At 73.8% G+C, this 22944-nt stretch carries 20 protein-coding genes; 13 read left to right on the top strand and 7 right to left on the bottom strand.

The features are described 5' to 3' along the window. Positions 1 to 56: 56 nt before the first annotated feature. Both D9753_RS27375 and D9753_RS27370 read left to right on the top strand, forming a co-directional pair. The gene (locus D9753_RS27375; RefSeq protein ID WP_121789429.1) at positions 57 to 626 is read left to right on the top strand and encodes a SigE family RNA polymerase sigma factor; all 570 of its coding nucleotides are present in this window, start codon (positions 57 to 59) and stop codon (positions 624 to 626) included. Further along, on the top strand, positions 623 to 1477 hold the full coding sequence (locus tag D9753_RS27370) for a hypothetical protein (RefSeq protein WP_121789428.1): 855 nt from the start codon (positions 623 to 625) through the stop codon (positions 1475 to 1477). The genes D9753_RS27375 and D9753_RS27370 overlap by 4 nt, the downstream gene beginning before the upstream one ends. A gap of 127 nt (positions 1478 to 1604) precedes the next feature. Here D9753_RS27370 and D9753_RS27365 read toward each other — a convergent pair whose 3' ends face one another. Beyond that, positions 1605 to 2402 carry an HAD family acid phosphatase gene (locus D9753_RS27365; protein WP_121789427.1) on the bottom strand — a complete coding sequence of 266 codons (798 nt, stop codon included), beginning with the start codon at positions 2400 to 2402 and terminating at the stop codon, positions 1605 to 1607. A 268-nt stretch (positions 2403 to 2670) separates the two neighbouring features. Here D9753_RS27365 and D9753_RS38755 point away from each other — a divergent pair, with 268 nt between their 5' ends. The 4 genes from D9753_RS38755 to D9753_RS27345 are packed head-to-tail and all read left to right on the top strand — an operon-like array spanning position 2671 to position 6480. After that, positions 2671 to 3825 (top strand): beta-ketoacyl synthase N-terminal-like domain-containing protein, encoded by a 1155-nt coding sequence (locus tag D9753_RS38755; protein WP_276209446.1) that lies wholly within the window; start codon positions 2671 to 2673, stop codon positions 3823 to 3825. Next, positions 3822 to 4370 (top strand): polyketide synthase, encoded by a 549-nt coding sequence (locus tag D9753_RS27355; protein ID WP_121789426.1) that lies wholly within the window; start codon positions 3822 to 3824, stop codon positions 4368 to 4370. The genes D9753_RS38755 and D9753_RS27355 overlap by 4 nt, the downstream gene beginning before the upstream one ends. Continuing rightward, positions 4367 to 5761, top strand: coding sequence for a class I adenylate-forming enzyme family protein (locus D9753_RS27350; RefSeq protein WP_121789425.1), 1395 nt, complete (start codon positions 4367 to 4369; stop codon positions 5759 to 5761). The genes D9753_RS27355 and D9753_RS27350 overlap by 4 nt, the downstream gene beginning before the upstream one ends. Next, positions 5758 to 6480 carry a thioesterase II family protein gene (locus tag D9753_RS27345; RefSeq protein WP_121789424.1) on the top strand — a complete coding sequence of 241 codons (723 nt, stop codon included), beginning with the start codon at positions 5758 to 5760 and terminating at the stop codon, positions 6478 to 6480. The genes D9753_RS27350 and D9753_RS27345 overlap by 4 nt, the downstream gene beginning before the upstream one ends. 165 nt (positions 6481 to 6645) lie before the next feature. On the opposite strand, the gene D9753_RS27340 is transcribed toward D9753_RS27345, so the two are convergent. The 6 genes from D9753_RS27340 to D9753_RS27315 form a co-directional block, all read right to left on the bottom strand. Beyond that, entirely contained in the window at positions 6646 to 7497 is an 852-nt protein-coding gene (locus D9753_RS27340; RefSeq protein WP_121789423.1) for a hypothetical protein, read from the bottom strand. Further along, positions 7494 to 8537, bottom strand: coding sequence for a methyltransferase (locus D9753_RS27335; RefSeq protein WP_163010805.1), 1044 nt, complete (start codon positions 8535 to 8537; stop codon positions 7494 to 7496). Before D9753_RS27335 ends, D9753_RS27340 begins: the two co-directional genes overlap by 4 nt. A 67-nt stretch (positions 8538 to 8604) precedes the next feature. Further along, positions 8605 to 9693 (bottom strand): pyridoxal phosphate-dependent aminotransferase, encoded by a 1089-nt coding sequence (locus D9753_RS27330; protein ID WP_121789421.1) that lies wholly within the window; start codon positions 9691 to 9693, stop codon positions 8605 to 8607. Next, entirely contained in the window at positions 9690 to 10076 is a 387-nt protein-coding gene (locus D9753_RS27325; RefSeq protein ID WP_121789420.1) for a cupin domain-containing protein, read from the bottom strand. The genes D9753_RS27330 and D9753_RS27325 overlap by 4 nt, the downstream gene beginning before the upstream one ends. After that, positions 10076 to 11149 (bottom strand): SAM-dependent methyltransferase, encoded by a 1074-nt coding sequence (locus D9753_RS27320; RefSeq protein WP_240468298.1) that lies wholly within the window; start codon positions 11147 to 11149, stop codon positions 10076 to 10078. Before D9753_RS27320 ends, D9753_RS27325 begins: the two co-directional genes overlap by 1 nt. A gap of 58 nt (positions 11150 to 11207) precedes the next feature. Beyond that, positions 11208 to 11441, bottom strand: coding sequence for an acyl carrier protein (locus D9753_RS27315; protein WP_121789419.1), 234 nt, complete (start codon positions 11439 to 11441; stop codon positions 11208 to 11210). A gap of 786 nt (positions 11442 to 12227) precedes the next feature. Between D9753_RS27315 and D9753_RS27310 the strand changes: the two genes are divergently transcribed. The 7 genes from D9753_RS27310 to D9753_RS27280 are packed head-to-tail and all read left to right on the top strand — an operon-like array spanning position 12228 to position 22900. Then, a complete protein-coding gene (locus D9753_RS27310; protein WP_163010804.1) occupies positions 12228 to 13349 on the top strand; it encodes a ketopantoate reductase family protein in 1122 nt (373 codons plus the stop codon). After that, complete coding sequence (locus D9753_RS27305) at positions 13346 to 13654, top strand: acyl carrier protein (protein ID WP_121789417.1); 309 nt, start codon at positions 13346 to 13348, stop codon at positions 13652 to 13654. Before D9753_RS27310 ends, D9753_RS27305 begins: the two co-directional genes overlap by 4 nt. Beyond that, positions 13651 to 17757, top strand: coding sequence for a non-ribosomal peptide synthetase (locus D9753_RS27300; protein WP_121789416.1), 4107 nt, complete (start codon positions 13651 to 13653; stop codon positions 17755 to 17757). Before D9753_RS27305 ends, D9753_RS27300 begins: the two co-directional genes overlap by 4 nt. Positions 17758 to 17779: 22 nt before the next feature. After that, positions 17780 to 18793: a zinc-binding dehydrogenase gene (locus D9753_RS27295; RefSeq protein ID WP_121789415.1), complete on the top strand. Its 1014-nt coding sequence runs from the start codon at positions 17780 to 17782 to the stop codon at positions 18791 to 18793. A gap of 11 nt (positions 18794 to 18804) precedes the next feature. Continuing rightward, positions 18805 to 20046 carry a beta-ketoacyl [acyl carrier protein] synthase domain-containing protein gene (locus D9753_RS27290; RefSeq protein WP_121789414.1) on the top strand — a complete coding sequence of 414 codons (1242 nt, stop codon included), beginning with the start codon at positions 18805 to 18807 and terminating at the stop codon, positions 20044 to 20046. 41 nt (positions 20047 to 20087) lie between these two features. Continuing rightward, the gene (locus D9753_RS27285; RefSeq protein ID WP_121789413.1) at positions 20088 to 20516 is read left to right on the top strand and encodes a nuclear transport factor 2 family protein; all 429 of its coding nucleotides are present in this window, start codon (positions 20088 to 20090) and stop codon (positions 20514 to 20516) included. 44 nt (positions 20517 to 20560) lie between these two features. Further along, complete coding sequence (locus D9753_RS27280) at positions 20561 to 22900, top strand: amino acid adenylation domain-containing protein (RefSeq protein ID WP_121789412.1); 2340 nt, start codon at positions 20561 to 20563, stop codon at positions 22898 to 22900. Positions 22901 to 22944: the final 44 nt, after the last annotated feature.

Raw genomic sequence — 22944 nt, 5'->3', positions numbered from 1 at the left:
ACCCTCGCATGTCATTCACATGACACTCACAGAGCCGCACCGAGAAGAGGTCACCCGTGGGCACAGTCGTGGACGACGCCGCCTCCGTGGAGTTCCATGCCTTCTTCGAACGGCACTACGCCGAACTCGCCCGGCTCGCGCATCTGCTGACCGGCGAGGCGGACGCCGCGGACGACCTCGCGGCGGACGCGCTGCTGGCGCTGTGGCACCGCTGGGACCGGGTGCGGGCGGCCGACCATCCGGCCGCGTACGCCCGGGGCGTGGTCGCCAACCTGGCCCGCACCCGGATCCGCAGCGCGGTGCGCGAGCGGCGGCGGATGGCGCTCTTCTGGTCGCGCGGCGAGGAGCGCACCGACGGACCGGACGTCGCCGGTGCGGTGGACGTCCAGGAGGCGCTGCGCAGGCTGCCGTTCCGGAAACGGGCGTGCGTGGTGCTGCGGCACGCCTTCGACCTGTCGGAGAAGGACACCGCGCTGGCGCTCGGGGTGTCGGTGGGTACGGTGAAGAGCCAGACGTCCAAGGGCATGGCCGAACTCCAGCGGCTGCTCGGCCCGCGGCACGATCCGCGGCGGGTGCACGCGGCGATGGCGGTCCGGGGCGGCGAGAGCGGAGGAAGGAACCGATGAGGCAGCAGGACGTGCACGACGAGCTGCGCGCCCGGCTGCACGAGGCGGCCGGGGCCCACGAGCCCGACCGCGCGCGCATCCTGGCGCGCATGGAGCGGGGCATGGCCGCGCCGTCCCGGTCCGGCCACCGGGCCGGACGGCCGCCGGCGTCCGGCTGGTTCCGGGTGGCCGCCGCCACCGCCGCGGTGGCCGGGGTGCTCGCGGTCGGCGGGTACGCGGTGGCGTCCGCGGTGAAGGACGAACCGCCGGTGCGGCGGACCGTGGCCGCGTCGCCGTCCGCCACGCCCACCCCGTCCCCGGACGCGCCGGCCCGGCCCTCCGCCCCGGCGCGCCCGACGCCCGGCGGGCACGGCACCGGGCCGTCCCGCACGCCGGCGCCGCCCCCTTCCCGCATGCCGGGCGCCACCGCCCCGGCCCGGCCGCCGGCGGCGCGCGCCGAGCAGGACGGCCCGCTGTGGTCGGACGGTTCCGTGGACGCCCACAGCAACGACTTCTGGGCCCAGAGCAATCTGACCCTGAGGACGACGGAGCCGCTCACCGCCCTCACCGTCCGGCTGAAGGTCGCGCAGACCGGCGGGGTGACGTCCACGGGCGCCTGGCGCTCCCTTCCCGAGGCGGACTTCAGCCAGAGCGTCGAGGAGCGGGACGGTTTCCTCGTCTACACCTGGACCCTGAAGGCGGGCCGTACGGTGCCGGCGGGCCGGTGGGTGTTCGCGGGGCAGTACGACCACGCGCGCGGCGGCCGGGACGCCAAGGACGACTCGTACACCATGACGGGCACGGCGGACGGCCACGGCCACGCCGTGGCCGGTGACTTCGCCCCGCACCGCGACGGCGACGGCGGCTCCTGAGCCGGGCCCCCGTCCACCGGCTGCGAGCCGCCCGCCGGCCCCCGCCACGGCACGGTGCTGCCGGTGACGGGAGCCGAGTACGAAAGGCTGCTCAGGACCTACCGCCGAGCGGACGGGGGACGACCCGTCAGGAGACGAAGTACGTCGGGTTCGGCAGCTTGTAGGTGCGGTCCGCGTACCCGCCGTCCAGGTCCGAGTACTGGTCGCCGAAGTTGGCGATGATCTCGTACCCGAGGTCCTTCTCGATGTGCCTGCGGGTGCCCGCCTTGTACTGCACGGTCGTGCAGGTCCAGGTGCCCGGGGTGGCGCAGTCCTTCAGATAGGCCGGCGGAGCGGCCTTGTCCTTGAGGAACATGTGGTCGGCGTCGAGGTTCACATCGGCGCCGACCTTCTTCAGGTTCTGCACGGCGGCGGTGCGCTGGGCCTCGCTGAGACCGGAGTTGTAGAACACCTCGACACCCCGGGACGCGGCGTAGCGCACCAGCTCCGGGCTGCCGAAGACGGCCGGGCGGTCGGCGCGGTTCACGTAGTCGGCCCATGTGGTGCCGTTGTACGTGTAGTTGTAGCGCTTCTCGTAGTCGAGGCTGAGCAGCAGCGTGTCGTCGATGTCGAAGACGACGGCCGGCTTCTCGCCCCGGTGGTGCGCCTTGCGGGCGGCCTTGTCGATGGCGGACGTGGCGGCGGCGTCGATGCGCGCCAGGTCCTTGGCGTACGGGCTGTCGGGGGACGCCTGGTAGACGCCTTGGCTGTCCGCGGCGGTGCCGTAGTACGTGTCGATGTCCTTCACCAAGAGGCCTATGTTGTAGGGCTCGTGGGTGGAGTTCGCCGTCGACTGACCGGCGGTGGCCGCGCCCGCGCCGTAGAGCGCCGCACCGGCGACGACACAGGCGGCGCCGGCGGCGGCCGCCTTGAGGGACTTCCTCATGAATTCTCCGGGTCTGGTGGATGAGAGTGATGTACCAGGTCACGCACTGTCTACGCGCATCACACACGGACGGCGAGGTCTTTTACCCGATCGATACGCACACACGGGCTGCTGACGGCCCGTCAGTCTCTCGCGGCCCACTTCTCTTGCCACCCCATAACCCCGTCGTTTAACATAAGATTTCGTATTGCAAATAAAATCCCGATCGGCAGATCGTGGCCATACAGGGCTCGGACCGGCGCATTTCTCACAGCACTTGGGGGATTAATTGGGGGGCTTCCGCGTCACCGACCGCGACCGGGCCGTACGCATCACCGGAATGGGCTGGACGACAGCGCTCGGAGACGGCCTCGACGAGGTCTGGCAGCACCTGGGAGACGGCCGCAGCGGAATACGGCCCCTCCCGGACGACGGCCCGCTGCCCGCGCCCGCCGCCGCCCTGCTGACGGACGACGGCCAGGACCGCACCCCGACCCGGCGCCAGGTCCGGCTCGCCGTGACCACCGCGTCCGCCGCCCTGCGCGACGCCGGCTGCCCCGCCGGGGACGTCGACGCACTCGTCCTCGGCAGCAGCCTCGGCCCCCACCTCGACGACGCCGCCGAGACCCCGCCGCACGCCCTGACCGCCGCGGTCGCCCGGCAGCTCGGCGTGGCCCGGTCCGTCTCGGTGAGCACCGCCTGCTCCTCCGGCGCCGACGCGGTGCTGACCGGGGCCGCCCTGCTCACCCGCGGTGAGGCCGAGCGCTGCCTGTGCGGCGGCATAGACCTGCTGACCGCGGGCAAGCTCCTCGGCCACCAGGCGCTCGGCACCCTCTCCGCCTCCGGCACCGTCCGCCCCTTCGACACCGGCCGCGACGGCACCCTCTTCGGCGAGGGCGCCGGCTTCCTGCTGCTGGAGACCCCGGCCGCCGCCGCGGCCCGCGGCGCCCGCGTCCTGGCCGAGCTGGCCGGCTGGGGCGCCTCCAACGACGGCACCGGGCCGACCGCCCCCGACGAGACCGGAGCCGGAGCGGTCCTCGCCGTCCGGCACGCCCTGGCCCGGGCCGGGGCCGGCCCCGGCGACATCGCGGTGGTCAACGCCCACGGCACCGGGACCCGCGCCAACGACACGGCGGAGGCGGCCTGTTACGGCACCGTCTTCGGCACCGCCCCGCACCCGGTCGTCTTCGCCACCAAGCCCGCCCTCGGCCACACCCTCGGCGCCACCGGCGCGCTGGAGGCCATCGCCCTGCTCCTCGCGCTGCGCCACGGCAGCGTGCCCCCGGTCCTGAACACCCGCGCCGTCATGCCCGAGCTGACCGTGCCCCTGGCGGCCGGCGCCGGCCGCCAGGTCACCGGCTCCCTGGGCATCAGCCTCACCCTCGGCTTCGGCGGCTTCAACACCTGCCTCGTCCTCGCGGCACCGGAAGGGAGTACCGCGTGAACCGCACCCAGTGGTGCCCCGAGGGCGCCGTGGTCACCGGCGCGGCCACCGTCGAGACCGACGACCCGGGCACGGTCCGGCGCCGGATCGCCGGGGTCTACGCCGACCCGGTGGCCTGGCTGCTGGCCGAGGCGGTGGCGGCCGCCCTGGCGGAGTGCGGGGACGCCGCACCGGACCGGCCCGCGGAGGTGGGCCTGATCGGGGTGAGCGAGCACGCCGCACGGCACACCCTGCGCGGGCTCGCCGACGCCGTCCCGCGCGGCCGGCTCTCCCCCATGCGGTTCGCCGGCGCCGGGCCTGGCTCCCTGGCCGGCACGGTCTGCTCGGCGTTCGGCTTCCACGGGCCGGTGTCGATGCTGCCCATGCCGCTCGCGGCGGCCGTGGCGCCGGCCAGGGCCCTGTGCGGCGACTGGCTGTTCGGCGACCCGCCCGGCGCGGCGCACGTCCTGGTCGTCACCCACACCACGACCGACGAAGGCAAGCACCAGGCGCACTGCCTGGTCGTCAGTGGGCCGGCGCCCACGCGGAGGCCCCGGAGAACATGACCGCGCAGAACATGACGGAGCAGCACCTCGACCCCACCGCGGTCGGCGATTTCCTCACCCGTACCGAAGAGGTGTCGCCGACCCAGGACCCGCCTGAACCGACCGCTCTGGTGGACCGGTTCGCCGCACTGCCCGCCCCGCCCGGCGCGGTCGTCGTCATCGCCCTGCCGAACGGCGTCCGCGCCCTGCGGTTCTTCTTCGCCGTCTCCCTCGCCGGGCACACGCCCGTGCTGCTGTCCCCCTCGACCCCGGCCGGCCGGGTCCGTGAGGTGGCCCGCGAGCTGGGCGCCTGCGCGCTGGTGCGGGCGGCGGTCAGGACCGAGGGCGTCACCGGCGTCACCCGCGCCGGCGGCGCCGACATCGGCGTCTTCACCGACTGGCCGTACCGGCACCACGGGCCGGGCCGGGTCATCCTGATGAGTTCCGGCACCTCCGGCATGGCCACCGGCTGTCTGCACCGGATGGACGCCCTGCTGCGCAACGCCGGCCGCCACAGCCGTTCCATCGGCCAGCGGCCGGCCGACACCGCGCTGGTCAGCCTGCCCGTCTACTACTCCTTCGCCCTGGTGGCCCAGGTCCTCGGCGGGCTGGTCAGCGGCTCCCGCCTGGTCATGGCGGGACCGCCGTTCTCGGTGGCCGACTACCTGGACACGGTCACCGCCCGGAACGTCACCCTGTCCTCCCTCACCCCGAGCCTGGTGAAGTCGGTCGTCACCGCCGGCGGTGAACTGCCCCCGCCACTGCGCACGCTCACCGTCGGCGGTCAGGCCCTCGACCCGTCGTACGTCTCCCGGCTGCTCAAGCTCAATCCGGAGCTGGGCCTGTACGTGACCTACGGGCTCACCGAGGCCGGGCCGCGCGTGTCCACGCTCGCCGCGCACCGCGAACCCCCGCACCGGCACGGCTCGGTCGGGCTGCCCCTGGACGGCGTCGAGGTCCTCACCCGGCCCGCCGACACCGGGGAGCGGGAGCTGCTGGTGCGCTCCGACACCGTCTACCGGCGCCGGGTCGGCGAGCCGGCGCCGTCCAAACGCGGCGATCTGATCGAGCCGGACCTGCTGGCCACCGGCGACATGGGGCACGTGGACGACGACGGGTACGTGTACGTCCACGGCCGCTCGTCGGACTTCGCGGTGGTGCGCGGCGAGAAGGTGTCCACGGCGACCGTGCGCCGGGCCGCCGAGTCGCTGCCCGGCGTGGTCCGCGCCGCGACCAGGATCACCGGCGCCGACGACGACTCCGCGGTGGTGGAACTCGACGTCTACGTGGACGCCGCCGCACCCCCCTCGGAGGCGGAGCTGCGGCGGCACCTGCGGTCCCTGCTGACCCGCAACGAACTGCCGCTGGCCGTCCGCATCCAGCCCCTGCGCGCCGGCGAGCACCACAAGTGACGGCGCCGGAACCGCTCACCCTGTACTGCGTGCCGCACGCCGGCGGCTCCGCCCGCAGCTTCGTGCGCTGGCGGCGCGAGACGCCCCCGCGGGTGCGGGTGCTGCCGCTGGAGATCGCGGGCAGGGGCCTGCGCTCCCGCGAGTCCCGGCCGGCGACGCTGCGGGAGGCCGCCGCCGACCTCGCCCACCGCGTCGAACCGCCCGGCCGGTACGCGCTGTTCGGCCACAGCATGGGCGGTCTGCTGGCCTACGAGACCGCCCGCGCCCTGCGCGCGCTCGGCCGGCCCGCCCCGGCGTTCGTCGTCGTCGCCGCCACCCGCCCGCCGCATCTGCTCGGCGACTCCCCGTACGGCCCGCTGCTCGGCCCGGGTGACGACGACGCCCTCCTCGACGCGCTCGCCGGCCACGGCCGCATCCCGCCGGAGCTGCGCAGGTCCCCGATGCGGCACCAGTTCGTGCCGGTCATCCGCGGCGACCTCGCGCTGGTCGCCGGGCACCGTCCCGACCCCGTGCCCGAGCCGCTGGAGAGCGACCTCGTCAGCTGGTACGGCACCGGCGACCCGGACACCCCGCCCGACGTGATGGCCGGCTGGCGGCACTACACGCGCGGGGAGCACCGCGTCGAGGGCTTCGAGGGCGGCCACTTCTTCCCGCACGAGCGCTTCGAGGAGGTCACGGCCCGCCTCCTGGACCTCGCCCACCGGCCGGCGGACCACTGACAGGGGAACCCGGACGACGAGCCACCGTCCGGCCCGGAACCACCGCCGGACGGACCACCGACGGGCTCCGGACCGCGCCGCGAGGACCACCGGCGGGCGGGGGGCCAGGGCAGCGAGCGGGCCGCCGCCCCGCGGAGGGGTGGCGGCCTCGTCCGTACGGTCCGGTCAGTGCCGCACCGGGCAGCCGTTCCCGCCGCCGCGCACCGGGGCGTCGGTGTCGTGCCGGGTGCCGAGCAGCCAGTAGGCCTCCTCCGCCGCCCGCCACAGCTCCGGGAACAGCGTGAGCTGGGAGCGGGCCTCCAGCGTCGCCAGTGACCGGCCGCCCAGGCTCTGCGGCAGCCCGGCCGCGTCCGTCTCGGCGCTCTCCTTGCGCAGACCGGGCTGGCCGCCTAGCTGGGACCACACCATGATCAGGTGGTGCTGCTTCCAGCCGAGGACACTGCCGTCCAGCCGCAGCATCGCCTCGCGGACCAGGGCAAGGGTCTGCGCCTGCGGCGAAGCGGGGCCGGTGCGGCCGTCGTCCTGCTGGGCGATCAGGTCCTGGAGGGAGAGCCCGGCGCGCTCCACCGCCTGCTCGTACGCCTTCCACACCGGCCGGGCCACGCGCCGCAGGTTGCGGTAGCCGGGCGAGTCGAGCCCGGTGGCGTCCTCGGGCAGGGCGTTGCGCATCATCAGCAGGCCGTGCTGCGGCAGGTGGTCGGTGATCAGGCGCACCGCCTGCACGGTGATCTCACTCAGCGCGGTCGCCCGGTCGAACAGTCGTACCGCCTGGGGGTGGCGGTCGTGGTCCAGGTGGGTGAGGGCGCGGCGCAGCTCGTAGTGGATCTGCACCCAGGCGTACTCGGTGATGAGGTGCGCCACCTGGAAGAACCGCTGGTCGGGATGTTCGGTCTCGCTCTCCGGGACCAGCGCGCCGAGGGCCTCGGTGAGGTGCAGGACGCTCTCGTAGTTGCTGCCCCGGTCGAAGTCGTACGACAGCAGCGCGTTGGGCTCGTCGGGGTTCAGCGAGCGCTTCACCGTGTCCCTCCCTTGGTGAACTCGATCAGCCAGTGACCGGGCAGCTCGAACTTCCTCGCGTCCGTGAGGGTGAGGCCCACCGCGCCGCCGAGGGTGCGCAGGTCCTCCTGGCTGCGCTCGCGCCCGCCGAGCAGCACCAGCATCAGCAGGTCGGCGTAGCTCGCCATCACCGGATCCTTGCCGCTGTCCAGCAGCCGCTCCACGACGACGACCCGGCCCCCGGGCTCCAGGGCCTCGGCGCAGCGGCCGAGGATGCGGCCGGCGTCGCGGTCGCTCCAGTTGTGCAGGGTGTTGGCGATCAGGTAGACGTCGCCGCCGGCCGGCATCGGGTCGAAGAAGCTGCCCGCCACCAGCTCGCAGCGGCCGGCCACCGGGCTCACCGTCCCCCTGGCCTCCTCGATCACGCTCTCCAGCTCCAGCAGCGTGCCCCGCAGCGCCGGGTGCTCGGTGAGCAGCTTCAGCAGCAGGGAGCCGTTTCCGCCGCCGACGTCGACCACGTGCCGGACGGAGGACCAGTCGTAGCTGCGGGCGAGTTCGGGGACGAGCCGGTTGGCGATGCGGGCGATGCCCGCGTTGAACGACTTCTCGATGTCCGGGTGGGCCTCCAGGTCCGCCCAGAAGGGCCGGCCGTGCGCCTGCTCGTACACCGGCGCACCGGTGCGTACGGCGTCCATGAGCAGCCCGATGGCCGGTTCGAAGCGGGCCTCCATCGCCCGGCTCGGGTCCTCGTAGTCCAGCCAGCGGCGGAGGTTGCCCGGGTGGTCGCCGAGCAGCACCCGGCCCACGTCGGTCAGCTCGTAGGCCGTCTCCCCGCCCTCCGGGGCCTCGGTCCGGGTGAACAGGCCGAGCAGGCTGACGTAGTGCAGGACGCGGCCCAGGGACTGCTCGTCGGTGCCGGTCTCGGCGGCCAGGGCGGACACCGTCCGGTGCCCCTGCTCCACCAGGTCCGGCAGGCGCAGGGTGGCGGTCACACGCACGGCGGTGGGCGTGAACCCGGAGCCCAGCGCCAGGATCGTGTTCAACGGGTCTTGACGGAACACGCAATTGCTCCTTGTCGTTCTCGTTCAGCGTTTTCGCCGGGCTTCCCCGAGAAATACGGGAGGCGTTTCAGGGGGTTCTCTCGATCTCGTCGAGGGCGTCGAGGAACCGGACGAGGTCTTCCTGGGTGCCGAGCGACGTGCGCAGGTATCCGGGAAATCCGAACAGCCCCGCATTGCGAACGAGAATTCCGTGGTCGGCGGCGAGGCGGTCCTGTGCGAGCGTGCAGTCCCGGGCGGCGACCGCGACGAAGTTGGTGACGGAGGGCAGGTGGGCGCGCCCGCGGCGGTCCAGTTCCGCGGTGAACCAGCGACGCCGCTCGGCGGTGGACCGGCGCACCCCGTCCAGGAAGTCCCGCTCGCCGAGGGCTCCGACGGCCGCCGCCTGCGCGAGCCGGTTCACGCTGAACGGCAGCGCGCGCAGCGTCCGGCGCAGTACGGCGATCAGCGCGGGCGGGCCGACGGCGTAGCCGACGCGCAGCGCGGCCAGTCCGTAGGCCTTGGAGAAGGTGCGCAGCGCGAGGACCGGCGCGTCCCCGCCCAGCAGGTCGCGGGTCTGCGGGGCGTCGGGCCCGGCGAACTCCATGTACGCCTCGTCGAACACCAGCGGGACCCCGCTGCGCGTGGCGGCGTCGGCCAGCGCGGCCAGCTCCTCGCGGGTGTGGGCCGCGCCGCTGGGGTTGTGCGGGTTGCAGAGGTAGCCGATCCCGTGCCCGGGCAGCCGCGCGGCGAACGCGTCCACGTCGATGTCCGTACCGGCCGGCGGTACGGCGGTGCAGCCGCGTCCGGTCAGTTCCAGGCAGGTGCGGTAGCCGGGGAACGTGCCGTCGGTGACGAGGCCGGGCCGGGTGCGGTCGCCGAGGGTGAGGGCGGTGGCCAGGACGAGTTCGTCACTGCCGTTGGCGACGGCGATGTGGTCCGGGGTCACGTCCCAGTGCTCGGCGAGGGCGTGGACCAGGTCGTGGCGCTCGGGGTCCGGATAGACGTTCACCCGGGCCAGCTCGCGCTCGGCCGCCCGGAGGGCCGCCTTGCCGGCGCCGTAGGGGCTTTCGCTGAGGTGCAGGCGGATCAGGTCGTCGGCCCCGGCGACGCGCGTGTTGAACGGCTGTCCGGGGCCGGCGGGTGTCGCGTTCCCGTCGGCGGTGGGGGGCGGGGTCACTGATGGTCACCCAGCAGGACGCCGAAGCAGTAGCTGCCGACCTCGGCCTCCAGGGTCAGGAAGCAGTGCTCGCTGCCGGCCGGGATGCGCATCACGGCGGGTGAGAGCAGCTCGTGCCGTACGCCGTCGAGCTGGACCTCGATGCGGGCTCCTCCCTTGTTCGGGGAGACCAGCAGGTACAGCTCGTCCACCGGGTGGGTGTGCGGCGCGGCGACGGGTTTGCCGATCAGCGCGGTGAGTTCACCGCCGGCGAGCTGCACGGGCAGGCCGCCGAACATGTCGGCGGTGAGGTAGAAGGGCGCGGGCTGGTGATGGCCGGCCACGGCGAGCGGGATGGGCAGGTCCCCGATGATCTCGGCCTCGCCCGGACGTCGGTCGCTCATCACTGGGCCTCCAGAACGAAGAGGTAGGTGTGCGGGGCGCCGAAGGGGATGGTCCGGCGCAGGTGCAGGCCGCCTTCGCGGAAGAGGTTCTCGTACTCCTCGCGCGTGTAGATCGGGACGCCCATCAGGGCGTGCGCCAGCTCGAAGCCGGTGGAGAACACCGGCAGGGTGTCGCCCTCGCCGCGCGGGCGGACGGTGGTGTCGCCGAGCAGGAAGGTGTGCGCGTGGGGGAACGCCTTGCGCAGCGCCGGGATGACGTCCCGGCGCGTGCGCGGGTCGACCAGCAGGTCGTGCAGGAACATGAAGCTCATCGCGACGTCGACCCCGTCGGCGCCCTCGATGCGGCGGCCCCGGAAGAGGACGTCGAGGACGTCGGCGCAGATGGGCTGGACGCGGTCGGTCAGGCCGTGGCGTGCGACGGTGCCGGCGGCCAGCCGCGTGGCCGAGGCGCTGATGTCCAGGCCCAGTCCGCGGGCGCCGGGGCGGGACTTCACCAGCCGGGACACGCGCTCGCTGATGCCGCTGCCGAGGTCGGCGAGGACGGAGAAGTCGAGTTCGGCGATCTGCTCGTCGAGGATGTGCCGCATCAGGGCCAGGTCGGCCTGGGCGGAGCCGAGCGCCACCATGCCCTCGTCGCGCCGGACGTCCGTGCCGAAGACGCGCTCTCCGCGCGTGATGGACGCGGCGTTCGCGAACACGTCGTGGTATCCGCCGACTCCCCAGGTGAAGAACCCTATTTTGCGGCGGAGATCGTCCCAGGCGGGGGTGGGCGCGACCGTGTCGCCGGTCAGGACGAGATACCCGAATGTCTCCGCGGCGGACAGCAGCCGGCGGAGAACGGTTTCGTCCAGTTGCCGCGCCCGGCAGTAATCCGGGACGTCGAGCCGGCCGTTTTCCTCGAACCAGGTGAACAGGCCCAGTTGTTCCAGGGCGAAGACGACGTTGGTGGAGATGAATCCGTTGAACGCGGTGTCGGCGTCGAGCGGGGTCTTCGCGCCTCCCCGCCAGTCCGCGGGGAGGAGAACACTGTCGCTTGCCTCTTGGATGCCGTCGCGGGAAACGGGAGCGGTCACAAGAAGAGCCTTCCTGATTCAGTCGGGGCCGACGACATTCGGGTCACGGTGCGGCAGATCACGTGAGGGGGGACGTGGTGGCGATACGCTCCACGGCAGCCGCCAGTTCGCGCACGGTGGGGTGGTCGAAGAAAAGCCGGTTGGGCAGGCGTACACCGAGTTGCCGGCGAAGCCGGATCAGCACCTGCGCGGCTTTGAGGGAATGGCCGCCCGCTTCGAGGAAAGGGGTGTCGTCGTCAAAGTCGTCATGCCCGAGTACGTCGGTCCAAGCGGCCCTGACCTGGTCGGTCATCGTCGGCGAGGGCCTGGAGGCGGACGCGTCGGAATGCGTCGTGGGATGCGGTTGCGGACGTGTTCTCACACCGTCGTCGGTCAAGAGGGATTCCCCCGTGTCATCGCGGCTCACGATTGAGGCCCCGAATACGGCGCAGCCGTGGAACGGCGGCGCACAGGGGCGTGTGACTGTATGCGCTTTATCTTCTTGATCCCCCGTGGAAACAGACGCACAACCGGTGGATCAAACCGGTTCGGTCCCCGAGCCGAATGCTCGCCGTGGTGGCCAGATTGCCGTTGTCGGAGCGTAGGCAGCAGCCATCGGGCCAGTCAAGGGTCGTTCGTCGGCCACACTCGGCCGTATCGACTCAGGCCAAATGATCGACACTTCGCGTCATCAGCCCGCACGAGGGTGCGCCCACCGGCCATCCGTTGGCCGAAAAGAAGGTTGACGGCCGAAATCTGACGCCCTTACAGTCTGAGTCGTTTGTGAACGCAGTATTTCAGCATCGCGTTCGGCGGTGATCTGGATCCGGCGTGACAGGGGGAATCATGTACGCCGCCACGGGGAGTACGCATCGGCCGATCGGCCGCATGTACACATCAACGAAGTAGCGTCTTGACTCCGTTCGATATCAGGGGCGTTCGGCCGTCCGACCCGCGGCCGTCGGACCCTTCAGGGCCGTAGCCGGCTATTTCGTTTCACGTTCTACTTTCCTTCGTCCGGTGTCCCTTCCGGCCGCCCGCCGTGCGCGGTCGGGCCGTGCGGGCACCGGTGTTCTCACGAGACGCTCCGGGAAACGTGTTGAGGCATGCGATTCTGGGCGCCGGCGGAGTGGGGCTCGCCCTCGGGGCGGCCCTGGCCCGCGGCGGCCACGACGTCACGCTGGTGATGCGGGAGTCCACCCGGGCCCGCTACTCCGGCGTGATCGACGTCCACAGCAGACTGCGCGGCGACCACTCCGTGGCGGTCCGCGCGGTGGGCCGGCTCGACGAGCCGGTCGACGTCCTGTGGGTGACGGTGAAGGCACCGGCACTCGGGGCCGCCCTGTCCCGGACCGGTCCGGGACCGCTGCCGGGCGCGGTGGTGCCGTTGCTCAACGGGCTCGACCACCCCGCCCTGCTGCGGGAGCGGTTCGGCTCCCGCCAGATCGTCGGCGCGATCCGCGTCGAGGCGGAGCGGACGGGGCCGGGCCGGGTGACGTGGAACTCCCTGTTCGCCGAGGTCAGCCTGGCGGCGACCGAGGGCACGCCGGCCGGGTCCGGCGCCGCCACGCCCGGCTCCGCCGCACCATGTGCGGACGGACCATGTGCCGACAGGCCGTGTGCCGACCGGCCATATGCGGACGGACCACATGCCACCCCATCAGGTGTCGGTGCACCACATGTCGGTGCACCACATGTCGGTGCACCACACACCGGCGCCTCGCGCGCCACCGCGTTCGCCGGTGTGACCGCGTCCCTCGCGGACGCGGGCATCGCCTGCACCACCGAGCCGGACCCGGCCCGCGTTCTGTGGCGCAAGCTGGTCCTCCTGCTGCCGCTGGCCCTGGCCACCACCGCGGCCGACGGCCCCCTGGGCGCCGTCCGGCGGCAGCCCGGGCTGAAGGCGCTGCTGCACGGCGCGGCGCGCGAGGCCTGCGCCGTCGCGGCGGCCGAGGACGTCGCCGTCGACGGGCCGGGCCTGCTGCACACCCTCGACACCCTGCCCGGCCGCACCGACACCTCCCTGCACCGGGACGTGGCCACCGGTGTCCGGCCGACCGAACTGGCCGCGCTCACCGAGCCGGTACTGCGCCGCGCCCGGGACCACGACCTTTCCCTGCCGGCGATCACCGAGCTGGCGCGCCGGGCCGCGGAGCGGGAGCGGCGCGCCGAGGCCCCCGCGCCGCACCGATCCACCTACAGCAAGGGAGAAACGTCATGACCCTCGGTTCGGGCGAGAAGCAGGCCGAAACCCTGGAAGCGACGCTGAAGGAGATCCTCGTCGACGACCTCTTCCTGGACGTGCCCGCGGAGCGCATCGGGGACGACGACGGCCTCCAGGACGTCCTGGGGCTCGACTCCCTCGGTTTCGTGGAGCTGCGTGCCCAGTGCGAGCAGCGCTTCGGTGTGACGATCACGGACGCCGAGTTCACCCCGGTCCACTTCCGCTCCGTCCGCACGGTCGCCGGTCTGGTGCGCACCCTGCGGGCGGACGCCGCCGGCGAGCACGTGGCGGTCCCGAAGTGAGGACACCGGCCTCCTCCGAGCAACTGGACGTCTGGCTCGCCTGCCAGCGCGAACCGGATTCCGACCGCTACAACATCACGGTCGACCTGGAGTTCGTCCCGGGTGTCGACGTACCGGCACTGCGGGCCGCCCTCGGCGACGTGCTGCGGGCGCACGCGGCGCTGCGCGGCTCCTTCGCCACCGAGGGCGGCGAGCTGTGGCACGACACCGAGGCGGAGCCGCCCCTGGCCTTCGTCACCGACCGGCTGCCCGGCCGCTATGACCGGGCCGAGGCCCTCGCCCGCGCGGTCGTCGCCGGCCGCGCGCCCTTCGACCTCGCGACGGCACCCCTGCTGCGGGCGGCCCTGCTGACCGGGGACGGCGGCGCCCTGCTGGCCGTCACGATGCACCACATCGTCTCCGACGGCTGGTCCAGCCGGATCCTCGCCGAGGACCTGGTGACCGCGTACCGGTCCCGGGCGGCGGGCGGGCCCGGCACCGCACCGCGCGCCACGTCGCACCCCGCGGACCGGAGCGACGCGGAAACCGACGACCGGACCGGCACCGGCACCGACGACCCGACCGGCGCCGACGCGTACGCCGACGCCGACGTGGACGCACACGCCGACACCGACGGCTACGCCGACGCCGAGGAGTACTGGGCCGCGGTGCTGCACGACGCCCCCGCCTCCCTCGCGCCGCCGCACGACCTGGTGCCCGAGGACGGCTTCCCCGGGCCCTCCGGCCGGGTGGAGGTGCGGCTGCCGGACGAGGTGACCTCGGGCGTCCAGGCCCTGGCCACGGCCGGCCGCGGCTCCCCCGCCGTGGTGGTCCTCGCGGCCTGGTCGGTGCTGCTGCACGCGTGGGCCGGCGAGTCCGAGGGCGTCCTCGGCATGGTGTTCGCCGGCCGCCGGGACGCCGACGCCGAGCGCGTCGACCTGTTCAGCCGGGTCCTGCCGATACGCGACCGGCTGGACCACGAGGACCGCTTCACGGACGTGACCGCCCGGCTGCGCGAGCAGATGCTCGACGCGATGGAGCACACCCATCTGCCGATGCGCCGGCTGCGCGAGATCCGCAGCGAACGGTCGGACGGCCCGGGCGTGGAGCGCACGGCGTTCATGTACACGCCCGCCTACGAGGACGAGTGGCAGGCCGGCGAGGTCACCGTCCGCCGTTTCGACCATCCGGACGAGACGACGAAGTACGAGTTCTCGGTCAACGTGCTGGAGGGCTCGGCCGGCACCCGGCTGTGCGTCTACTACGACACCGCCCGCTACCGCCACGCCACCGCCGAGCTGTTCGCCGAGGAACTGCGCGAGCTGCTGGCCCGCGCGGTGGCCGCCCCGGACACCTCCTGCGGCGACCTGCTCGCCGCGTGCGACCCGGGCCTGTCCCAGGTCGCCGCGCACGGCGCGCCCGCCACCGCGCCGGCGCCCGGCATCCCCGCGCTGGTCCTGCGGCACGCGGCCGGCCGGCCGGACGCGGTCGCCGTACGCCACGGGGACCGCGTCCTCACCTACGGCGAACTCGGCGCCCGCGCCGGGGAACTGGCCGGCTGGCTGCGCGAGCGGGGCGCCGGGCCCGGTGACACCGTGGCCCTGCTGCTCTCCCCCGGCCTCGACACGCCGGTGTTCTGGCTGGCCAGCGCCCTGGCCGGGGCCGCGTACCTGCCGCTCGACCCGGCCTACCCCGAGGCCCAGCTCCAACTCATCGTGGACGACGCCCGCCCGGCCGTCCTCGTCGTCGACCCGGACTGCGGGCACACCCTCGACGTGCCGCGCGACACGGCCGTACGGCTGGACGAGGTACCGGCGCGGGCGGGCGGGCCGGCCGCGCCCGAGGTCCCGTACGACGACGCGGCGACCCTGTGCGTGCTCTACACCTCCGGTACGACCGGCCGGCCCAAGGGCGTCGTCCTGCCGCACCGCGGGCTGGCCCGGCTCCTCCAGCGGCCCGACTTCATCCCGCTGGACGAGACGGACGTGGTCGCGCAGTTGTGCCCGCTCAACTTCGACGGCGCCAGTTACGAGATCTGGGGCGCGCTGACGCACGGCGCCGAACTGGTCGTCCTCGACAAACACCTGGTGCTCAGTCCCCGCGAGATGCGCAGGGTCGTCCGTGCGCGCGGGGTGACGACCCTGCTGGTGACGACGCCGCTGCTCAACCGGATCATCGAGGACGCCCCGGACACGCTCCAGTCGCTGCGGCGCGTCTACTTCGGCGGCGAGCTGATCTCCGTGCGGCACATGCGCCGCGCCCTGCGCTGGAGCCGTCCCGGGGTGCTCCTGCACAGCTACGGACCCACCGAGAACTCCTTCACCTCGACCTGGTTCCCGGTCGCCGAGGTCGCGGCGGACGCCCGCACGGTCCCCATCGGCCGTCCGGTGCCCGGCACCGAGGTGCGGGTGGTGCAGGAGGGCGGCACCCGGCCTGTCCCGCGCGGTGTGCCCGGTGAACTCCTGCTGGGCGGCGCCGGGCTGGCCGACGGCTACCTGAACGCGCCGGAGCTGACCGCCGGCCGCTTCGTCACCGACGGCACCACCCGGCTGTACCGCACCGGTGACCGGGTGCGCTGGACGCCGGAGGGGCTGCTGGAGTTCATCGGCCGCGACGACAACCAGGTCAAGATCCGCAGTCAGCGCGTCGAACTCGGCGAGGTGGAGGCCGTGCTGGACGCCCATCCGGCCGTCGAGTCGGTCTTCGTCACCACCCGTGTCAACGGGCGCGGCGAGAAGGAGATCGTCGCCTACGCGGTCGCCGCGCCCGGCACGGACGCCGACGGGATCGGCCGGCACGCCAGGCTGCGGCTGCCCGCCTTCGCCGTCCCGAGCCACCTGGTGCTGGTGGACGAGCTGCCGCTCACCCCGACCGGCAAGATCGACCGGCGCCGGCTGCCGGACGTGGACCGAGGGGGACACGCCCTGAAGCCCGCTCCCGCCGCACCGGCGCCCACCGCCCCGGCCGCGACCGCGACCGTCGCTGCGGCTGCGGCTCCCGGCCCGGCCTCCCTGCTGGACGGCGTACGGGCGGCCTGGCGGGCGGTGCTGGGGCACGACGGTTTCGGTTCCGACCGCAACTTCTTCGACGCGGGCGGCCATTCGCTGCTGCTGGTGAAGCTGCGCGAAGAGCTGAGGCTGGCGACCGGCGCCGACGTCCCGGTCATCGACCTGCTGCGGCACGTCACCGTCCGGGACCAGGCCCGCCTGATCGCCACCGCCCACCGTCCCACGGCCGCCCCGGCGGCCACGCCCGCCGGGGCGGCCGTACGGCGGCGGCCCGCACCGCGCACACCGCCCGGGTACGCGGCGCCGGAGCGGCGGCCCGTGACGGGCGGGGCCCGGCACCATGTCCTCGCCCTGTCCGCCGTCACCGCGGAGGCCCTCGCCGTGGCCCGGGAGCGGCTGGCCGCGTATCTGGAGGCGAACCCGCGGGTGGCGCTGGGGGACGTGGCGCACACCCTGGACCGGGGGCGGGAGCGGTTCGCGCACCGGTTCGCCGTGGTGGCGGACGGCCGGGAGCAGACGGTACGGGCCCTGCGCGACGGTGCCGGCCACCCGGCCGCGCCGCCCGTCCCGGGACCGGCCCCCGCCGTGGTGTTCGCGTTCGCGGAGGCCGGTGACGGCAGCGCCGACGCCCTCACCCGTCAGGTGTGCCTCGCCGGCCGGTTCGCCCAGTGGGGGGTGACCCCGGCGGCGGTGCTCGGCGCCGGCCCGGGCCGGATCGCGGCGGCCGTGGTGAGCGGGGCCCTCGGCATGGAGGAGGCCCGCCGGTACGCGGCCGACGAGTCCGGGACCGTACCCCTGCCCGGCCGCCCCGGTGTGCTGTGGAGCACCGCGCTCGGTCCGGTCACCCCCGACGGGCCCGCCCCGCGACAGGCGCACCTGGCCACCGGGGCCGAGCCCGCCAAGCTGCTCCAGGTCGTCCGCGACCAGCTCGGCGAGGTGGCCGTCCTGGAGCTGCCCGCGGCGGACCTGGACGACGAAGCCCTGCTCAGGGCACTCGCGGCGCTGTGGTGCCAGGGCGTCGGGGCGCGGCTGACCCCGGACGGCACGGCACGCCGGCCACGGCTGCCCGGCCACCCCCTGTCCTGGGCGACCACCGCCCGCGCCGACCACTCGTGAACATCCCCGAAGGAAGGTCCGCATGCCGCACGTACGTGGCGAAGCCGCCGTTCTCGTCGAACCCGGGCGCCTGGAGGTGGAGGACGTCGCCTTCCGGGAGCTGAACGAGGACGAGGTGCTGGTCCGCAACACCGTGGCCGCCATCTGCGGCAGCGATGTGCACCGGGTGCGCGCCGAGTCCCCGTTCTTCCGGGACATGCGGGACCACCCCTACCCCTGCCCGGCGGGATATCCGGGGCACGAGGGCGTCGGCCGGGTCGTGGAGAGCCGGTCGGCGCGGTTCGCGCCGGGCGACCTCGTGCTGACCGTGCCGAACCACGCGTACATGGCGTCGTTCGCGCGCTACCAGACCATCGCCGACCGGTTCCTGCTGCCGCTGCCGGACACCGGTTCGCCGACGGTCCATCTGATGGCGCAGCAGCTCGGGACCGTCGTCTTCGCGCTGAAGCGGTTCTGGCCGGAGCCGGTGCCCCAGGGCCGGACGGCCGCCGTCGTCGGCATCGGCTCGGCCGGCCTGCTGTTCCTCCAGATGCTCAAGCACCGCGGCTTCGAGCGGGTCGTGGCGGTCGATCTGGAGCCGGGACGGCTGGCGGTGGCGCGTGCGCTCGGCGCGGACGCCACCGCGCACGTGCCCGGGCAGAGCGCCGAGGAGGTCGTCATGGAGCTGACCGGCGGCGCGGGCGCCGACCTGGTGATCGAGGCGGCCGGCACCGACGGGGCGCGCGTGCACGCGATGCGGATGGTCGGCCAGCAGGGCCGGCTGGGCTTCTTCGGCATGCCCGAGGACTACGACATGCGCATTCCGTACGCCCATCTCTTCGTGCGCAACGCCCAGTTGATCCACGCGGTGGGCGGCGCCCAGCTAGAGCCGGGGCTCGCCTCCTTCCGCACGGCCCTGGACCTGATCGGGGGCGGCTCGATCCGCGTCGACGACCACATCACCCACACCTTCGACATCAAGAACATCGCCGACGCCCTCGACCTGGCGCACCACCGCGGGGACGGGGTCGTCAAGGTCGCGCTCACCTTCGACTGAGGCAGGGTCGCATGTCAGAACTCTCCGATCGTTCCGGCCCGGTGGCCGTCATCGGTGTGGGCGGGCGGTTCGCCGACGCGCCCGACGTCGAGGCGTTCTGGGACAACCTCGTCGCGGGCCGCGACTGCTTCCGGCGGGAGCCGGTGCCGGTCGTGGAGGACCTGGGCGGGGACCGGCTGCGCGTCCACTCCTGGGGGTGGGCGCCGCACCGGGACCGCTACGACAGCGCGCTCGTCGGCGTCGAGGGCCTGGACCCGCAGCACGGCATCCTCCAGGAGTCGCTGTGGCAGGCGGCGGAGGACGCCGGGGTGCGGCTGTCGGCGATCGCCGACCGGACCGCCGTGTACGCCGGCTGCGCCCGCACCAAGCACGTGCCGCGGGCCGCCTTCGACGACGTGGTGCACGTCGACCCGACGTTCGCCGGGCCCTACTTCTCCTACCTCCGTGACCTGTGGGGCGAGTCGGTGATGCTGGACTCGGCGTGCGCCACCTCGGCCGTCGCCGTGCATCTGGCCTGCCAGAGCCTGCGCGCCCACAGTTGCGACTACGCCCTGGCCGGGGCGGTGGCCGTCCAGGAGGACGCCGACGGCACCTACGTGCGCACCCCGCGCAGCATCTACTCCACCGAGGGCATCGTGCGCCCCTTCGACCGCCGGCACAACGGCGTGGTCCCCGGTGACGGTTCCGGGGCCGTCCTGCTGCGCCGGCTCGACGACGCGCTGCGCGACGGCGATCCGGTCTACGCCGTCATCCGGGGCAGCGCCGTGACCAACGACGGCCGCGCCAAGCCCGGTTTCGTCATCCCCGGTGTCGACGGCAAGGTCCGCGCGGTACGCCGGGCCCTGGAGGCGGCGGGCCTGACCGGGGCCGACGTCGACTACGTGGAGACGCACGGGGTCGGCATCCCGCTGAACGACCAGATCGAGGCGACCGCCCTGATCGAGGCGCTCGGCACCGAGGGCGAGCCGGTGGCGGTGGGCTCGGTGAAGGCGTCCGTCGGCCACTGCGACACCGCGGCCGGCATGGCGGCCCTGATCAAGACCTGCCTCGCGATGGACCGCGGCTTCCTGCCCGCGACCCCCAACACCGAGGACCCCGTCGAGGAGTTCACCGGGCGCGGCGCGCGCTTCGGCATCCTCCCCGAGGGCCGCCCCTGGCCCGCGCACGGCCGCTCCCGCACGGCCGGCCTGATGTCGGCCGGCGTGGGCGGCACCAACGCCTTCCTCGTCCTGGAGGGAGCACCGTCGCTCTGACGCTCCCCCGTTCCCGCACCGAGTCACAGCAAGGAGTACCCATGTCCGTCAACGCCGACCTGTACATCGAGGTCAAGGACTTCTACGCCCGCCAGATGCGCGTCCTGGACGACCTGGACATCGAGCGGTTCACGGCCACCTTCACCGAGGACGGCTCGGTCGCCCACCCGCACCGCGGGGAGAAGGTGGAGGGCCGCGAGGCGATGCGCGCCAAGATGAAGAGCATGCTCCCGATGTACGAGGGGCTGGTCACCCGGCACTGGTTCGACCACTTCCTGATCGAGCCGGCCGGCGACGACGGCCTGCGCGTCACCTACTACTCGCTGGTGACCCAGACCGACACGGAGGACCAGATGCGCTTCTTCTCCTCCTCCAGCGTCGAGGACCGCATGGTGCGCGTCGACGGTGAACTGCGCATCCGGGAGCGGGTCATCCACCGCGACAACCCGAAGTTCGGCCGCGTCATCTGACGATCCGCCGCCCGAGCGGGCCTGAACGAAGGAGGGCAGAGCAGATGGCAGAGCCCTGGGAGCTGCCGCCGGCCGCGTGGAACGACACGGCACGGCCGTTCGAGGACCAGGTGAGCATGGTCGACCTGATCGAACGGCGCGTACGGGAGAACCCGGACGCCCCGGCCGTCCGCCTCGGGGAGGGGGAGGTCAGGACGTACGGGCGGCTGTGGGACGACTCCGGTCTGCTCGCCCGCTTCCTGAGCGGCCGGGGTGCGGGCCCGGGCGCGTTCGTCGGCATCCTGCACGAGAACTCGTACGACAGTGTGCGGGCGGTCGTCGGGGTGCTGCGCACCGGCGCCGCCTACGTGCCGCTGGACGCGCGCTGGCCGGCCGCGCGGATCGCCGCCCCCGTGCGCCGGCTGGGGATCGGCTGGATCGTCACCGGACGCGCCCTGGCGCGCCGCGCGGAGGAGGCCGGGCACCTCGCGGGCACCGGGCTGCGGCTGGTCTGCACGGATCTGCGGGCCCCGGCCCCGGACCCGCTGGACGCGGAGGCGGTGGGCCTGCTGTGGGACACCGTCGCCGAGGACGGGGACCAGGCCCGCGCCTCGGGCTTCAACCGGAACCCCGCCGACGGCGTCTCCGACGAGCAGATCGGGACGTACGTCTCGCATGTGCGCGACCTGGTGCTGTCGGTGACGGACCGGCCCCGGGTCGTCGAGGTGGGCTGCGGTGCCGGCCTGATCGCCTGCGCGCTGCGGGACCGGGTCGCCGCCTACACGGGCGTCGACGTGTCGTCCGTGGCCCTGGAGCGGGCCGGCCGGGAGTACGGCGGGGGCGCCCGGTTCGTGCGGGCCGCCGCCGACGGGCTCGGTGACGTGGTGCCGCCGGCGAGCGCCGACGTGGTGGTACTGGCCAGCGTCGCCCAGTTCTTCCCGGGGTTCGAGTACCTGCGGTCCGTGCTGCGGGACGCGCTGGGCGCGCTGACGCCCGGCGGGGCGGTGGTCCTCGCGGACCTGGAGGAACCGCGCGAAGGAGGGGAACCGGGTCATCTGCGGGTGCCCGCCGACTGGTTCGGCGCGCCGGCCGCCGGGCTCGGTCTGCCGGTGCGGGCGGAGATCCACCGCCGCGAGGGTGACGACTGGCCGGCCGTCCTGCGGGACCGCTACGACGTCGTCCTGCGCCCGGCACCGGCGGAGGGCGGGGAGCCGTACGAGCCGGTGGTCAGCACGTGGAGCGACGTGGAGGCCGCCCGCGGTCTGCCGCTGCCGGCCGGGCCCGGTGCCGGCGACACCGCGTACGTCATCTTCACCTCGGGCTCCACCGGTGTGCCCAAGGGCGTGTCGGTGCGCCACCGCAGTGCCGTGAACGTCATCCAGTGGGTCAACGAGACGTACGCGGTGGGGCCGGACGACTGTCTGCTGTGGGTGACCGCGCTGACCTTCGACCTGTCGGTGTACGACCTGCTGGGCGTCCTGGCGGCGGGCGCCAGCCTGCGCGTCGTGCCGGCGGACGAACTCTCCGACGGCGAACGGCTGATGGAGATCATGCTGCGGGAGCCGGTCACCTTCTGGGACTCGGCACCGGCCGCGCTGAGCATGGTGATGTCCTTCGCGCAGGAGGCGCCGCCGGATGCCCCGGAGCCCCGTCTGCGGCTGGTCTTCCTCAGCGGCGACTGGGTGCCGCTCACCCTCCCCGACCGGGTCCGGGACCGTTTCCCCGGGGCCCGTGTCGTGGCCCTGGGGGGCGCGACGGAGGCGACGATCTGGTCCAACCACTTCGACGTCGGCGCGATCGACCCGGAGTGGACCAGCGTGCCGTACGGCAGGCCGATCCGGAACGCCCGCTACTACGTCCTGGACGAGGACCGCAAGCCGTTGCCGGTCGGCGTGGAGGGCGACCTGTACATCGCGGGCGTGGCCGTGGCCGACGGGTACGTGGGCGAACCGGAGCTGACGGCCGCGAAGTTCACGGCCGACACGGTCGGCGGGCCGGTCGGCGAGCGGATGTACGCCACCGGCGACCGGGCCCTGTGGCGCGCCGACGGCAACCTGGAGTTCCGGGGCCGCCGGGACGACCAGGTCAAGGTGCGCGGCTACCGGATCGAGCTGGGCGAGGTGCTGGCCGCGCTGCGGCGGGTGCCGGGGGTGGTCGACTGCGCGGTCACCACGCTGCGCGGCGAGGACGGCCCGCAGATCGTGGCCGCCGTGGCCACCGGGGCGGCGGAGCGGGAGCTGTCCGGCGGGTTCGTCCGCCGAAGTCTCGCCGGGGTCCTGCCGAGCTACATGCTGCCGGAGCACGTGCTCGTCCTGCCGGCCCTGCCGGTCGGCCCCACCGGCAAGGTGGACCGCGACCGGCTGGCCCGGCTGGCGGCCCGCCCCCGCGGACGCCGGGCGCGCTGACGGCGCGGGCGCGGGGCGCCCGGTGGAGCGGTCGGACCGCCGGG

It is taken from the genome of Streptomyces dangxiongensis, from assembly GCF_003675325.1.
GTDB lineage: Bacteria > Actinomycetota > Actinomycetes > Streptomycetales > Streptomycetaceae > Streptomyces > Streptomyces dangxiongensis.
This window is presented reverse-complemented; position numbering and strand designations above follow the sequence as displayed.

Bases quoted from the DNA above. Each gene is read 5' to 3' on its own strand.
- D9753_RS27365 (WP_121789427.1), bottom strand. From the start codon at position 2,402: ATGAGGAAGTCCCTCAAGGCGGCCGCCGCCGGCGCCGCCTGTGTCGTC.
- D9753_RS27305 (WP_121789417.1), top strand. From the start codon at position 13,346: ATGACCCTCGGTTCGGGCGAGAAGCAGGCCGAAACCCTGGAAGCGACG.
- D9753_RS27350 (WP_121789425.1), top strand. From the start codon at position 4,367: ATGACCGCGCAGAACATGACGGAGCAGCACCTCGACCCCACCGCGGTC.
- D9753_RS27295 (WP_121789415.1), top strand. From the start codon at position 17,780: ATGCCGCACGTACGTGGCGAAGCCGCCGTTCTCGTCGAACCCGGGCGC.
- D9753_RS27285 (WP_121789413.1), top strand. From the start codon at position 20,088: ATGTCCGTCAACGCCGACCTGTACATCGAGGTCAAGGACTTCTACGCC.
- D9753_RS27370 (WP_121789428.1), top strand. From the start codon at position 623: ATGAGGCAGCAGGACGTGCACGACGAGCTGCGCGCCCGGCTGCACGAG.
- D9753_RS27280 (WP_121789412.1), top strand. From the start codon at position 20,561: ATGGCAGAGCCCTGGGAGCTGCCGCCGGCCGCGTGGAACGACACGGCA.
- D9753_RS27315 (WP_121789419.1), bottom strand. From the start codon at position 11,441: ATGACCGACCAGGTCAGGGCCGCTTGGACCGACGTACTCGGGCATGAC.
- D9753_RS27290 (WP_121789414.1), top strand. From the start codon at position 18,805: ATGTCAGAACTCTCCGATCGTTCCGGCCCGGTGGCCGTCATCGGTGTG.
- D9753_RS27325 (WP_121789420.1), bottom strand. From the start codon at position 10,076: ATGAGCGACCGACGTCCGGGCGAGGCCGAGATCATCGGGGACCTGCCC.